Raw genomic sequence first — 13,844 nt, 5'->3', positions numbered from 1 at the left:
GCAGCCGCCGGGCGAGCAGTTGTTGTAGAAGGAGGCACCGCGGATGACACCCAGCTTGAACGTGCCGAACCTGGTGGTGATCGTCCTGGCCGGCCGGTCCTGTTCGAACGGGTACGGATGCCAGCCGGACGATGTCCACTCCCACACGTTGCCGACGATGTCGTCCACCCCGTAGGGCCCCGCCGCGCCGGGGAACCGCCCGACCGGCGTGGTGTCGCCGGTGAACATGCTGTGGTTGCACACGGTCGGCGTCGGCGCCGTGTCGCCCCACGGGTAGACGCGTGCGTCCGTGCCGCGGGCGGCCTTCTCCCACTCCGCCTCCGTGGGCAGCCGGGTGCCCGACCACTCGCAGTACGCGAGGCAGTCCTCGAGGACCACGTGGGTGACGGGGTGGTCCGCCTTGTCCGCGACGTCCGAGGCCGGGCCGCGCGGGTGCCGCCAGGACGTGCCGTCGATCTGGACCCACAGGTGGTCCTGGTCGGGTGTCGTGGTGTCCTCGCCGCCGATCCACACCCAGCTGCGGCCGGCGCGCTCGGCGAACGTCGTGTACCCGGTCGCGTCGACGAAGCGGGCGAAGTCCCCGACGGTCACGGGGTGCCTGGCGATGCGGAACGTCGCGACCTCGACCCGGTGCGCCGGGTAGGCCGCCAGCGGCTTGCCGTCCTCGCGCACGTCGTCGGCGCCCATGGTGAACGGCCCGCCGGGGATGGTGACCCACTGGTCCTCGGCGAGCACCGCCGAGGAGGCCGAGCTGTTCGCGCTCGCGGTTGACTCGATCACGACGTTTCTCCCTAGCTCGTCTGTGTGGTCGTGGACTTCGGGGTGGTCGTGGTCTTGGGGGTGGTCGTGGTCTCGGGGGTGGTCGTCTCCGCCGGGGTGCCCGCCGAGTCGGGTTCGACGTCGTCGATGGAGCGCAGGCGCAGCACGGATCCGGTGAACAGCACGAGCGCGCCGAGCGTGGCCACCAGCGCGCCGATGAAGATGGTGGTCGCCACCCCGACCGCCGTGCCGAGCACGCCGCCGAGGAGGTAGCCGAACGGCCGCGGCCCCGAGAAGGTCATGCGCATGGTCGCGTGCACGCGGCCCTGCAGGTGGTCGGGGGTGATCCGCTGCCGGTAGGTGAGCTGGTTGACGTCGTACCAGGCGTTGGTGAGCCCGCCGACCGCGTTGATGGCCATGAGGACCCCGACCGCGAGGCCCAGCAGCGCCACCGGCGTCAGCAGCTCGACGCCCATCCCGACCAGGATCGAGACGGCGAGGGTGCGGCCGAAGCCGAGCAGGCGCACGACCCTCGGCAGCAGCATCGCGCCGACGACCGACGCCACCCCGGACACGGCGAGCACGAACCCGACCACACCCGGCGACAGGTGCAGCGAGTTGTACAGGAACACCAGGTAGACGGCCTGGATGATCGACTGGCCGAAGTCGCACAGGGCGTTGACCAGCGCGACGCGCGCCAGCACCTTGCTCTGCCAGACGTAGGCAAGCCCTTCCCTGATCTCCCGCAGCAGCACGCCGAGCCGCAGTCTGGTGGTGGTCCGCCGCTCGTGCCGGACCCGCACGAGCAGGATCGCCACCGCCGAGACCAGGTAGGACACCGCGTCGATCAGGAGGGTCCGCACCGGGCCGAACGCCTGGATGAGCAGCCCGGCCGCGCTCGGTCCCGCCGTGCCCATCGTCGACTTGGTCGCCGACAGCGTCGAGTTCGCGCCGAGGAGGCGGTCCGGGGTGACGACGAGCGGCACGAAGGACATGAACGTGATGTCGAAGAACACGGTGAAGGTGCCGACCAGGAAGGACACGCAGTAGATCAGCCACATGTGGTGCAGGCCGGCGAAGTAGGTCACCACGAGCAGCCCGACGGCCGCGGCCCGGCCGACATCGCAGACGATCAGGATGACGCGCCTGGGCAGCCGGTCCGCCAGCGGTCCCGCCGGCAGCGAGAACAGGGTGAACGGCGCGACCTCGAGCGCGCCGATCACGCTCGCCTGGAACGGGGTCGCGTGGTACACGAGGATCGCGAGGGTGGGGATCGCGAGCAGGGAGATCTCGGAGCCGAAGTGGCTCACGCCCTGGCCGAACCACAGCTTGAGGAAGTCGGCCCCGAGCCGGGGCCGACGCGCTTCGCCGGTCACGACAGCGCTCCGGTGAGGGTCTGCCGGCAGTACCGCAGCGCGGCGGGCAGCGGGGCGCTGCCGCAGCGCATGAGCCCGTCGTGGAACGCCCGCAGGCCGCCGGGCGACCCGGCCACCTCCCGTCGCCACTCGCGGATGCGGAGCTTGCCGAGCGTGTACATCGCGCCGGCCGGGTCGGCGACGACGACCAGGACCTCGCGTGCCGCCCTGGCGGGTGACCAGCCGCAGATCCGGGCCGCTTGGCCGGCCGCCTCGGCGAACGTCCACCGCCCGGCGTGCACGGACAGGCACACGAGCAGCCGGGTGGCCGCCTCCAGCGCGGAGCGCAGTTGCGCCACCTCCACCTCCGGGCGCCCGTCGGCGATCCCCCGCTCCACCGCCAGTTCCTCCACGTAATGGGCCCATCCCTCCGTGAACGCCGGGAACCAGGGGACACAGGTGCGCACCAGGCTGCCGCCGCGCAGGCCTGCCTCCAGGTGGGCGTAGTGCCCGGCGTAGACCTCGTGCAGCGCGATGACCTCGAGCATGGGGTCGTTCAGGTACTGCCCGCGGATGCTGTCGGGGCCGGCGCCCGCCGACTCGGCCGGCTCGGGGACGGTGAGCAGGTGCGGCTGGCGCACCTCCTCCAGCGGCGGCGAGATCGCGAACTCGACCCGTGCCGAGCCCGCGACGTCGTCGCCGGCCCGCAGCTCGAGCGGTGTCCCGGTGTCCACGGACAGGACGTCCTCCGCGACCCAGAAGTCCCTGACCCGCGCGATGATCGCGGTCAGCGAGTCCAGCACCGGCTCGGCGGCGGCGTGCCCGGCCAGGCGGGCGTACGCCTCCTCCCGCGCGCCGAGACCCAGCCGCGCCACGACCGCGTCGAGTGCGGCGGTGACGCGCTCGACCTCGTGCTGTGCCTCGTCGAGGAGTTCGGCCACGGGGCGGTCGACACCGGCGGTGACCGACAGCACCTCGCCGAGCAGCTCCGGACCGTGCAGCGCGTTGGTGGGTGCGGTGGCGGCGACCGCCTTCGCGAAGTCCGCGCACGCTGTCGCGGCTGCCGCCGCGGCCCGCGCGAGCGCCGCCGAGTCGTGTTCCGGGTGGTCCCGCACGAGGCGGCGGACCGCCGCCGGCAGGTTCACCGCCTGCGCCCGCGCGTGTTCCGTGGCCCGCATGCGGTCGCCGGCCGGCAGGCGGCGCCCGAGCGTGCCCGCCGCCTGCTCGAGGAACGCGGGCAGGCCGGCCAGGTGCGCCTCACATGCCGCGACCCGCTCCGCGAGGGGGGCGTAGGGCCGCCTCAGGTACACCGAGACGTCGGTCTCCGCGAGGAAGTCACGCGGTCCGAGCTGGTCCTGGCCGAGCACGGCCAGGCAGAAGTGTTCCTCCTCGGCGATGGCCAGTGCCGCGTCCAGGTCGGCGCGCAGCTCCGGATCCGCCGTGGCCGGCAGGCCGTCCACTTGTGCGCGGACCGCCGCGCGCAGTTTCGCGAGATCGTGCGCGGCACGGGGGGTCACCTCGGGAAGGCGTCCGTCGTAGTCATGTCTTCCCGCCCTGCGGGCGATATTCGGATATTGCTCGAAAATGTGTTGCAGAACCTCGGACACCACGGCCTTCGCGGTTTCGGAGACGGCACGACCCGGCTGCATCGACAACGAAGACCTCTCATTTTACCGAGATGAACACAAATCTACTTCGCATTGTTCGGCTGCGTTTCCCCCTCTTCCGCGGCGGCGGTCGCGCCTTCCGCGCCGTACACGACTTCGTCGTCCAGCCTGGCGAGCATCTCCCGCAGCTCCTCTGGCGAGAGGGAGTTCAACTCGTCGGCGTCGACCAGCTGGGACAGGATCATCACCACTCCTCGGGGCAGGTGCGCGCTCGTGTCGGACGAGGGCGCGCGAGGACCCCCGTGTCGCGAAACGACACAGGATGACCTGGGAAAATGGCTGTCTCAGGCCTCGGCGGCCTGCCGCTCCATGGCCTCCCGCACGCTTTTGGGACGCATGTCGGTCCACACGCGCTCGATGTGGTCGAGACACTCCTCGCGCGGCCGCGGCGTCCCGACCCCGTGCCACCCGTTGGGCAGCTCGCGGTGGGCGGGCCAGATGGAGTACTGCTCCTCGTCGTTGATCACCACGAGAAAATCAATGGATTCGTCGTCAAACAATGTGCTCGCGACCTTTCCCCGAGACACCTGCTGAGATTACGCGCGATTCCCGTGCGGTGGCATAACCAGCGCACCGCCGGACCCGCTTATTTCCCCTGTTTCACCAAATCCGAGATATTGATGTTGATACTCAACATACGGGCGGTCACCGACCGCTGTCAAGCAAGTCACATGAGCACGGAGCGTCCATTGCGGCCACTCCGCTGAGTAGTGGTTTGCAATTGATCGAAAAGGCTCGCCGGGGCGGGGTTGTTGCGGTAGCGTCGCTCCCGGCACGAACCGGCGGCCCGCGGGCTCGCTCGACGACGGTCCTCTCCCGACCGTACTCATCGCACTGTCCATCGTTGGTGATCGGCCTGTCGAACCGTGCCGTCATCTGGGAGAACACACATGAGGTGGCGTGGCATCCACATCAACGCCGGCGCGATGGCGCTGGGCCGCCGCGAGGACACCGCGGCCGCCGTCGCCGACGGGCGCTACGACCCGGACTTCCACGAGGCACACGGCTACCGGTCGCTGTGCGTCGCGGAGGGTGGGCTGGCCGCGGACCTGGCGGTCGAGGCGGCACGAACCGCGCTGTCCCGCTGCGGTGTGGCCCCGGCGGACATCGCACTCGTGGTCTACGTCAGCTCGACCCCGGAGGGTCCCGAAGGGATCGTGCCGGCGGCCTACCTGCAGGGAAAGGTCGTGGGCACAACGGTTTCCGCGCTGGAGGTGAGCCAGACCTGCAACGGCGCGCTGGCCGCGCTCGAGCTCTCGGCGGCCTACCTGACGGCGGCGCCGGACAGCGCGGTGCTGCTGGCGACGAGTGACAGGCACCAGCTGTCCGGTGGCGAGCGGTACCGCGCCGACCCCGGCAACCTGGACGCCGACGGAGCGACCGCGCTCGTCCTGTCGCGACGGGACGGGGTGGCACGGCTCCTGTCGACCGTGGTCGTCAGTGACGGCCGGCACAGCGACATCGGCCTCCTCGACGCGTCGTCCTTCCCGGACCGTCCGGCATTCCTCGCCGAGTACCGCCGCAGGCTCAGGCCCATGACCGAGGCGATGTCGGCCCTGCGGCGCGAGAGCATCGCCAGGGCGCTCGACGAGGCCGAGGTGGACAGTGCCGGGGTCAACCGGTGGGTGTTCGCCAACGTCGGTCGCATGATGATCGACCGGGGCCTGCTGGCGGAGTTCGACATCAAGGAGTCGCAGACGACCTGGGACTGGGGGCGGACCGTCGGGCACACCGGCACCGGGGACCAGTTCGCCGGTCTCACGCACCTGCTCGAGACGGGACAGGTCCACGCGGGCGACAAGGTCGCGTTGTGCGGCAACGGCGTCGGCTTCAGCTACGGCTGCGCCGTCGTCGAGGTCGGCGCGGAGCCGGCATGGGAGACGTTAGGAGACGACGCATGACACTAGCGGCACGGCAGGTGCCGGTGGACGTCCGCCCCCGGCTGACCCCGGCGCAGTTCCGGGACGAGTACGTCAACCGGGCGCCCGTAGTGATGCGGGGCGCGGTCGCGGACATGCCGGCGGTGTCGACCTGGTCGGCGTCCCACCTCGGCTCCGTGGCCCCCCACCTCGCGGTCCGGTTGAAGGTGGGCCGGGTCTCGGAGGGACGCACGGCGATGACCACGTTGTCCGACTACGCCGAACGCCTCGGGGAGTGGGAGGTGGCCGCGGCCGGGACCGAGGACCCCGGCGAGCCGCCGGGCTACCTCCACGACGTGCCCCTGCTGTCGATGATCCCGGCACTTCGTGCCGATCTCGAACCATTCCCCACCGAGTACTTCCCGCCGTTCTTCCGGGACCGGTGGTGGGAGTTCACCCAGTTCTTCATCGGCCCGTCCGGCGCGCTGACGCCGCTGCACTTCGACACGCTCCTGACGCAGAACCTCTTCTTCCAGCTGCACGGCAGCAAGAAGTTCGTGATGGTCGACGCGGCCGACCGCGCCAGGTGCTACCCGACCGGCTGGCGGTGGTCCCCGGTCGACCCCGAGGCGCCCGACCTCGACCACTACCCGGACTTCCGGGAGGCGACGGTGCGCACCTGCGTCGTCGAGGCGGGTGACCTCCTCTACATGCCGCCCGGCACGCTGCACAAGGTGACGTCGCTGAGCTCGTCGGTGTCGTTCAACATCGACTGGCACGACCGCAGGAGCGCTCTGCAGGGCCTGCTCGCCGTCCGCGACGGCATGCCCGTGCGCAACCTGGGCTACAACCTGCTGTTCGCGCTCGGCGTGGTGGGCCGCGCGCCGCGCGGTCTGGTCATGCCGGGGCTGCGCTCGTACTACTCCTACATCTCCTAGCTGCGAACGGAACTCGGTTGGACATCTTCGCGCGGTTCGAGTCGGAAGTGCGTTCCTACAGCAGGCGGTGGCCCGTCGTGTTCGCCCGGGCGTCGGGTAGCCGGATCTTCGCCGAGGACGGCACGCCCTACCTCGACTTCTTCGCCGGTGCCGGCGCACTGAACTACGGGCACAACAACCCGCTGTTCAAGCGCGTCCTGCTCGACTACATCGAGCAGGACGGGGTGACGCACGCGCTGGACATGTTCACCACCGCGCGCCGTGAGCTGCTGGCGACGCTCGTCGAGACGGTCCTCGTCCCGAGGGGCATGGACCACAAGGTCGTCTTCCCCGGACCGGCCGGCACGAACGCGATCGAGGCGGCGCTGAAGCTCGCCCGCAAGGTGACCGGCCGGACGTCGGTGGTCCACTTCACCAACGCCTTCCACGGCGCCACGCTCGGCGCCCTCTCGGTGTCCGGCAGCCGGCTGCACCGCGACGCGGCGGGGCTGCCGCTCACCGCCGGCGTGGCGGCGCCGTTCGACGGGCACCTCGGTGACGGCACGGAGCTGCACTACCTGGAGCGGATGCTCGCCAGCCACGGCAGCGGGTTCGACCACCCCGCGGCCGTCATCGTCGAGACCGTTCAGGGCGAGGGCGGCATCAACGTGGCGGGCACGGACTGGTTGCGCGGACTGGCGCGGCTGTGCCGGCGGCACGCGGTCCTGCTGATCGTGGACGACGTGCAGATGGGGTGCGGGCGCACGGGACCCTTCTTCAGCTTCGAGGACGCGGGCGTGGTCCCGGACATCGTGTGCCTGTCCAAGTCCATCGGCGGCTACGGGTTCCCCCTGGCACTGACGCTGGTCCGGCCCGAGCTCGACGTGTGGCGGCCGGGCGAGCACAACGGCACGTTCCGCGGGTTCAACCCCGCGTTCGTGACCGCGACCGCGGCGTTGCGTACGTACTGGCGCGACGACGAGCTGGAGAAGACGACCAGGGCGAAGGGCGAGCGACTGGCGAGGGCGCTGCGGGGCATCGTCGAGGCCCACCCCGGCGCGGGCCTGGCGACGAGGGGCCGCGGCCTCGCGCACGGCCTGGTACTCGACGGAGCACGGGCGGCCGCCGTGTGCGACGCGGCGTTCGCCCGCGGCCTGCTGATGGAGACGTCCGGTCCGGACGGCGAGGTCGTGAAGATGCTGCCACCGCTGACCGTGACCGACGCGGAGGTGGACGAGGCACTCGAGATCATCGCGGCGTCCGTGCGGGTGGCGCTCGACGCCCCCGTCCCGGCACCGCCGAGGAAGGGCACCACGCGATGACGCCGGAGATGGTCACGGCGTTCGACGCGGCGCTCGAAGAGGCGTTCGACGCGATCAGGCAGGAGTACGGCGCCGGGTCCATCGACCGGGTCGAGGCGGTGCTCGACCCGTCCCGGCAGATCCGCGCACTGACCGGCTAATGAGCCACCGTGACCCAGCCAGGCACCTCGGTCCGCCCGGGCCGAGCGCGAACCGGAGGGCGAACACGTGACCGAAGACCTGCCGACGGTGCCGGAACTGGTCGCGGCGCACGCCGCACGCGCCCCCCACGCGGTGGCGGTGCGCGACCGGGACGGCGCCGTCACCTACGCCGACCTCGACCGGCGGGTGACCGCGCTCGCGCGGCGGCTGCACGGCCGCGGTCTGCGGCCGGGCGACGTCGTCGGCGTCCGGGTCGTGCGGGGCACCGACCTCGTCGTGGCCCTGCTGGGCGTGCTGCGCGCCGGACTCGCCTACCTCCCCCTGGACCCCGGCCACCCCGAGGAGCGCATCTCCTACGTCCTCGCCGACTCCGGCGCGGCGGAGGTGCTGACCGGCGTGCCGGCGCCGGGGGCCGAGGACGGCCCGCTGCCCCCGATGCCGTCCGCGACGGGGCTCGCCTACGTCATCTACACCTCGGGTTCGACGGGACGCCCCAAGGGCGTCATGGTCCCCCACCGCGCCGTGGCCCACCTGGTTGCGGCCATGCGCCGCCGGCCGGGGCTCAGCGCCGACGACACGTTCGTCGCCGTCACCACCGTCGCGTTCGACATCTCGGTGGTCGAGCTGTTCCTCCCCCTCGTCGCCGGCGCGACCGTCGTCGTGGCGACCCGTGCCCAGGCGGCCGACCCGGCCGCGCTCGGCCGGCTGCTGGACGACACCGGCGCCACGGTCATGCAGGCCACGCCCACCACGTGGCGGATGCTCCTCGAGCACGGCTGGGTGCCCCGGGCGGGCTTCCGCGCGTGGTGCGGCGGCGAGCTGATGCCGCCCGACCTCGCCCGCGGCTTCACCGCGGTCGGTCTGCCCGTGTGGGACCTGTACGGCCCCACCGAGACCACCGTCTGGTCCGCGGTCGCCAGGCTCGGCGCCGACGGTGAGCTCACCGACTGGTCTCCGCTTTCCCACGAGCACGTCGACGTCATCGGACCCGACCTGCGGCCCGTGGCGCCGGGGGCCACCGGTGAGGTGTGCATCGGCGGGGCCGGGCTCGGCTGGGGCTACGCGGGCAGGCCCGGGCTCACGGCGCAGCGGTTCGTGCCGTGGCACGACGGGTCGCGGCTGTACCGGACGGGTGACCTCGGCCGCCGGCTCCCGACCGGGCGGGTGGAGATCCTCGGCCGCGCCGACCACCAGGTCAAGGTGAACGGGCACCGGATCGAGCTCGGCGAGATCGAGGCCGTCCTCGCCGAGCACCCGGCGGTCGACGCGGTCGTCGTCCACCCGTACACCACCGACGACGGGCGCCGCCGCCTCGTGGCCCACCTCGTCGGCGCGGCACCGGCCGGTGCGGCGGAGCTCCGCGACCACCTGGCGCGCCGGCTGCCCGACTACATGTTCCCGGCACACTTCCACTGGCTGCCCCGCCTGCCGCTCACCCTCAACGGCAAGGTGGACCGCGAGGCGCTGCCCGCACCGGACGCCCGGGACCACCTCGACGAGCCGTTCGAGGCGCCCGCCGACGACGCGGAGCGCACGCTCGCGCGGTTGTGGGGCGAGATCCTCGGCGTGCGCGCCGTCGGCCGGCACGACGACTTCCTCCACCTCGGTGGGGACTCCCTCCACGCCACCCGCCTCGTCGTCGCGGTGGCGGCCGCGACCGGGACATCGCTCACGGTCACGCAGGTGTTCACCGCCCGCACGCTCGAACGCGTCGCACGCCTCATTTGCTCGGGGCCGCCGAGCCGGCTGCCCCCGCTGCCTCCCGGTGTCCCGGCGCCCATGTCGGCCGGGCAACGAGGGCTGTGGTTCCTCAACCAGGTGGACCCTGCCGACACCGCTTACCACGAACCGCTGACCGTGCGGCTCACCGGCCGCCTCGACGAGCGGGCGCTGGCGCGCGCCCTGTCGGACGTCGTCGCGCGGCACGAGGTGTTGCGGACGCGGTACGTCGTCGTCGACGGCGAGACCGGCGGCGAGACCGACGGCGAACCGGTGCCGCGGGTCGATCCGCCACAGCCGGTCGACCTCACGCCGCACGACCTGAGCGGCCTCGCGCCCCACGCCCGGGAGACACGGCGGGACCAGTTGGTGGAGGAGCAGCTGCGCGCGGCCTTCGACCTCGCCCGCGGTCCCGTGCTCCGTGCCCTGCTGATCAGGTCGGCGCCGGACGAGCACGTCCTCGCCCTCACCATCCACCACATCGCGTGCGACGAGCCGTCCATGTCGGTCCTGGCCGACGAACTCGCGGGCCGGTACGCGGCGCACCTCGACGGGCTGCCCGGCCGCGACGAGCCGGACACGCGGTACCGCGCCTTCGCCGCGTGGCAGCACGACTGGCTCGGCGGCGAGGACGCGGCGCGAGAACGCACCTTCTGGCGGGAACGGCTCACGGGGCTGACGAGACTGGACCTGCCGACCGACCGGCCCCGCGGCACGGTCCGCGACACGGCGGGTGACGTGGTCGCCTTCACCGTCCCGGCGGACCTCGCCGGCCGGCTGCGGACCGTCGCCGCGCGGCACGGCGTCACGGACTACATGCTCCACCTCGCGGCTTTCCAGGTGCTGCTGGGCCGCTACACCGGCAGGCGGGACGTCGCCGTGGGCAGCCCGGCGTCGGGGCGGGACCACCCGGAGCTGGACGAGGTGATCGGGTACTTCGTCAACACCATCGTCATCCGCACCGACCTGGGTGGCAGGCCGGCCTTCGCCGACGTGCTCACCCGGGTGCGTGACGCCGTGCTGGCCGCCATGGACCACCGGCGGCTGCCGTTCGACGCGGTGGTGGCCGAGGCCGCCCCCGGCCGGAACCCGGCCGAGAACCCGTTGTTCGACGTCATGTTCGCCTACCTCGGCACCGACCACCGGCGACCCGCGCTGCGCGGCCTCGAGGTGCGGCCGGTCCCCGTCCCCCGCCCGAGCGCGAAGTTCGAGCTCACCGTCGAGCTCGTCCGGTGCGCCGACGGCTCCCTCGCGGGTGAGGTGGAGCACCGGACGGCCCTGTTCGACCGGGCGAGCGCCGAGCGCATCGCGGGTCACTACCTCCGGCTGCTGGACGCCGTCGCCGCCGCACCGGACCGGGCGATCGACGAGCTCCCGATCCTCACGCACGCCGAGTCCGCCTCGGTGCGGGAGCTGGCCGGGGAGGGGACGACGACGCCCGAGGGCACGCACCCGCTCGAACGGTTCGAGACCTGGGCCGCCACGACACCGGACGCGGTCGCCGTCCGTGCCGACGGTGTCGTGCTCACGTACGCGCGGGTGCGCGAGCGCGCCGAGCGGCTGGCGGACGCGCTGGTGGCCGCCGGTGTCCGGCCGGCGACCGAGACGCGGGTCGCGGTCTGCCTCGAACGCGGCCCGGAGGCGGTCGCGGCGTTCCTCGCCGTCCTGAAGGCCGGCGCGGTCTTCTGCCCGGTCGACCCCCGGCAGCTGGACGTGCGGCGGCGGATGCTGCTGGCCGAGCTCGCACCCGGCCTGATCCTCACCCGGGCGTCCTTCGCCGGGCGGTTCACGGACACCGGCGTCCCGGTCGTCCGCGTCGACGACCTGCCGCCCGCGGACCGCAGACCACCCGGGCCGGAGCCGGCCGGCGGGCAGGCGGCGTACATCATCTTCACGTCCGGTTCCACCGGACGGCCCAAGGGCGTCGTCATCACCCACGAGGCGCTGGCCAAGCACTGCGCCGTCACCGGGTCCGCCTGCCGGATCCGGCGGGACGACCGCGTCCTGCTGGCGTCACCGTTCGACCTGGACCCCTCGATCGAGCAGATGTGCCTCTCGCTCGTCGCCGGGGCCACCCTCGTCGTCGGCGGCGCGGACACCTGGCTCCCGGAGCTGCTGCTCGACAAGATCGACGAGTTCGGCGTGACCTACATGGACCTGAGCCCCGGGTACTACCGCGAGCTCATGGCGACGGCGAAGCCGAACGACCCGCGCCTCGCGGGGGTGCGGACCATCAACGTGGGCAGCGACCGGGTGACCGCGGAGGACGTGGGCCGCTGGACCGAACAGGACCTCCCCGGGCGGTTCCTCGTCGCGTACGGCCCGACCGAGGTGACGGTGACCGCCGCGCTGGACCAACCCCCCGGTGCGTCCGCGGTGGCATGCTCGATCGGCCGGCCCCTCGCCGGCACCCGCGCCTACGTGCTCGACGCCGCGATGAACCTCCTGCCCGTCGGTGTCCCCGGTGAGCTGCACCTCGGCGGGGACCGGCTGGCGCGCGGCTACCTCGACCGCCCGCGTCCGACGGCGGCGCGGTTCGTCCCCGACCCGTTCGGCGGCGGGGCGGGCGAGCGCCTCTACCGGACCGGCGACGTCGTCCGGTGGCTGCCCGACGGGCGCCTGGAGTTCCTCGGCCGGGTCGACGACCAGGTGAAGATCCGGGGTTACCGCGTCGAGGCGGGTGAGGTCGAGGCGGCGCTGAACGAGCACCCGCACGTGGTCGCCTCGGCCGTCGTCGCCAGGGAGATCGGGCCGGGGGACGCGCAGCTCGTCGCGTACACCGTGCTCGTTCCCGGCAGCGACCGCGACGCGGTCGAGCTGCGTGCCTTCCTCGCCGAGCGGCTGCCGGAGCACATGCTGCCCACCCAGTGGGTCGCCGTGCCGGAGATCCCGCGGACGCGGAACGGCAAGCTGGCCAGGAGCGCCCTGCCCGAGCCGGTCCTGGGCCGCGAGATCCTCCGCACCCCGTTCGTCGCGCCGGACTCCCCCGTCGAACGGGAGCTGGCGCGGATCTGGGAGAGCGTCCTCGGTGTCGCCAACCCCGGGGTGCACGACAACTTCTTCGAGCTGGGCGGGCACTCGCTGCTCGCCATCAGGTGCCTGGGGCGGATCCGCACGGTCCTCGCCGTCGAGCTGACGGTCATGGACCTGTTCTCGGCGCAGAACATCCGCCAGCTGGCCGCCGTCATCGACGAGTTGCGCGCGGCGGGTCCCGCCCCGGCGTCGTAGCCCGGCAGCGGGGGAAGGCCGGCTCGGTGCGGGTGCGATGGGAGCGGGGCGTTAGGTTCGGTTCATGAACGAGATCCCGGACATCAAGCCCCGTAGTCGTGAGGTCACCGACGGACTGGAGCGCACCGCCGCGCGCGGGATGCTCCGGGCGGTCGGCATGGGTGACGACGACTGGGGCAAGCCCCAGATCGGGGTCGCCTCGTCGTGGAACGAGATCACGCCGTGCAACCTGTCGCTGGACCGGCTCGCGAAGGCCAGCAAGGACGGCGTGCACGTCGGGGGCGGGTACCCGCTGGAGTTCGGCACGATCTCGGTGTCCGACGGCATCTCGATGGGGCACGAGGGGATGCACTTCTCGCTGGTGTCGCGCGAGGTGATCGCGGACAGCGTGGAGACGGTCATGCAGGCCGAGCGGCTCGACGGGTCGGTGATGCTGGCGGGGTGTGACAAGTCGCTGCCCGGGATGTTGATGGCCGCCGCCCGGTTGGACCTCGCCAGCGTGTTCCTCTACGCGGGCTCGATCCTGCCCGGCCGGGTCACGCTGTCGGACGGCAGCGAGCGCGAGGTGACGATCATCGACGCGTTCGAGGCGGTCGGGGCGTGTGCCCGGGGGCTGATGAGCCGCGCCGACGTCGACCTGATCGAGCGCGCCATCTGCCCAGGTGAGGGCGCGTGCGGCGGGATGTACACGGCGAACACGATGGCGAGCGCGGCCGAGGCGTTGGGCATGTCGTTGCCGGGCAGCGCGGCCCCACCCGCGACGGACCGGCGACGTGACGGGTTCGCCCGGCGCTCCGGTCAGGCGGTGGTGGAGCTGCTGCGCAAGGGCATCACCGCCCGCATGTTGATGTGTAGTGAGTCGTTTTTGTAATGTTTG

General features: G+C 72.4%; 10 protein-coding genes and 1 pseudogene. 6 read left to right on the top strand and 5 right to left on the bottom strand.

From position 1 onward, the window contains the following. From ACJ73U_RS46045 to ACJ73U_RS46025, 5 genes are all read right to left on the bottom strand, one after another. Nucleotides 1-780, bottom strand: a 780-nt coding sequence (locus ACJ73U_RS46045; protein WP_407784130.1) for an SUMF1/EgtB/PvdO family nonheme iron enzyme, incomplete at its 3' end; no start/stop codon positions are given. Nucleotides 781-791: 11 nt separating this feature from the next. Beyond that, nucleotides 792-2,135 carry an MFS transporter gene (locus ACJ73U_RS46040; protein ID WP_407784129.1) on the bottom strand — a complete coding sequence of 448 codons (1,344 nt, stop codon included), beginning with the start codon at nt 2,133-2,135 and terminating at the stop codon, nt 792-794. After that, on the bottom strand, nt 2,132-3,763 hold the full coding sequence (locus ACJ73U_RS46035) for a DUF885 family protein (RefSeq protein ID WP_407784128.1): 1,632 nt from the start codon (nt 3,761-3,763) through the stop codon (nt 2,132-2,134). Before ACJ73U_RS46035 ends, ACJ73U_RS46040 begins: the two co-directional genes overlap by 4 nt. Nucleotides 3,764-3,804: 41 nt before the next feature. After that, nucleotides 3,805-3,966, bottom strand: coding sequence for a hypothetical protein (locus ACJ73U_RS46030; RefSeq protein WP_407784127.1), 162 nt, complete (start codon nt 3,964-3,966; stop codon nt 3,805-3,807). 99 nt (nt 3,967-4,065) lie between these two features. Then, entirely contained in the window at nt 4,066-4,281 is a 216-nt protein-coding gene (locus ACJ73U_RS46025) for an MbtH family NRPS accessory protein (RefSeq protein ID WP_324917987.1), read from the bottom strand. Nucleotides 4,282-4,671: 390 nt separating this feature from the next. Between ACJ73U_RS46025 and ACJ73U_RS46020 the strand changes: the two genes are divergently transcribed. The 6 genes and pseudogenes from ACJ73U_RS46020 to ACJ73U_RS45995 form a co-directional block, all read left to right on the top strand. Then, nucleotides 4,672-5,682: a ketoacyl-ACP synthase III family protein gene (locus ACJ73U_RS46020; protein WP_407784126.1), complete on the top strand. Its 1,011-nt coding sequence runs from the start codon at nt 4,672-4,674 to the stop codon at nt 5,680-5,682. Then, entirely contained in the window at nt 5,679-6,578 is a 900-nt protein-coding gene (locus ACJ73U_RS46015; RefSeq protein WP_407784125.1) for a cupin-like domain-containing protein, read from the top strand. Before ACJ73U_RS46020 ends, ACJ73U_RS46015 begins: the two co-directional genes overlap by 4 nt. Before the next feature lie 17 nt (nt 6,579-6,595). Next, nucleotides 6,596-7,879, top strand: a complete 1,284-nt coding sequence (gene ectB / locus ACJ73U_RS46010) for a diaminobutyrate--2-oxoglutarate transaminase (RefSeq protein ID WP_407784124.1) — start codon at nt 6,596-6,598, stop codon at nt 7,877-7,879. Next, a complete protein-coding gene (locus tag ACJ73U_RS46005; protein ID WP_407784123.1) occupies nt 7,876-8,019 on the top strand; it encodes a hypothetical protein in 144 nt (47 codons plus the stop codon). Before ectB ends, ACJ73U_RS46005 begins: the two co-directional genes overlap by 4 nt. Nucleotides 8,020-8,086: 67 nt before the next feature. Beyond that, nucleotides 8,087-12,967, top strand: a complete 4,881-nt coding sequence (locus ACJ73U_RS46000) for an amino acid adenylation domain-containing protein (protein WP_407784122.1) — start codon at nt 8,087-8,089, stop codon at nt 12,965-12,967. A 64-nt stretch (nt 12,968-13,031) separates the two neighbouring features. Beyond that, a pseudogene (locus ACJ73U_RS45995) lies at nt 13,032-13,832 on the top strand (dihydroxy-acid dehydratase); the annotation flags it as partial. Between the last annotated feature and the right edge of the window lie 12 nt (nt 13,833-13,844).

This window comes from Actinophytocola sp. (genome assembly GCF_045807065.1).
Lineage (GTDB): Bacteria > Actinomycetota > Actinomycetes > Mycobacteriales > Pseudonocardiaceae > Actinophytocola.
This window is presented reverse-complemented; position numbering and strand designations above follow the sequence as displayed.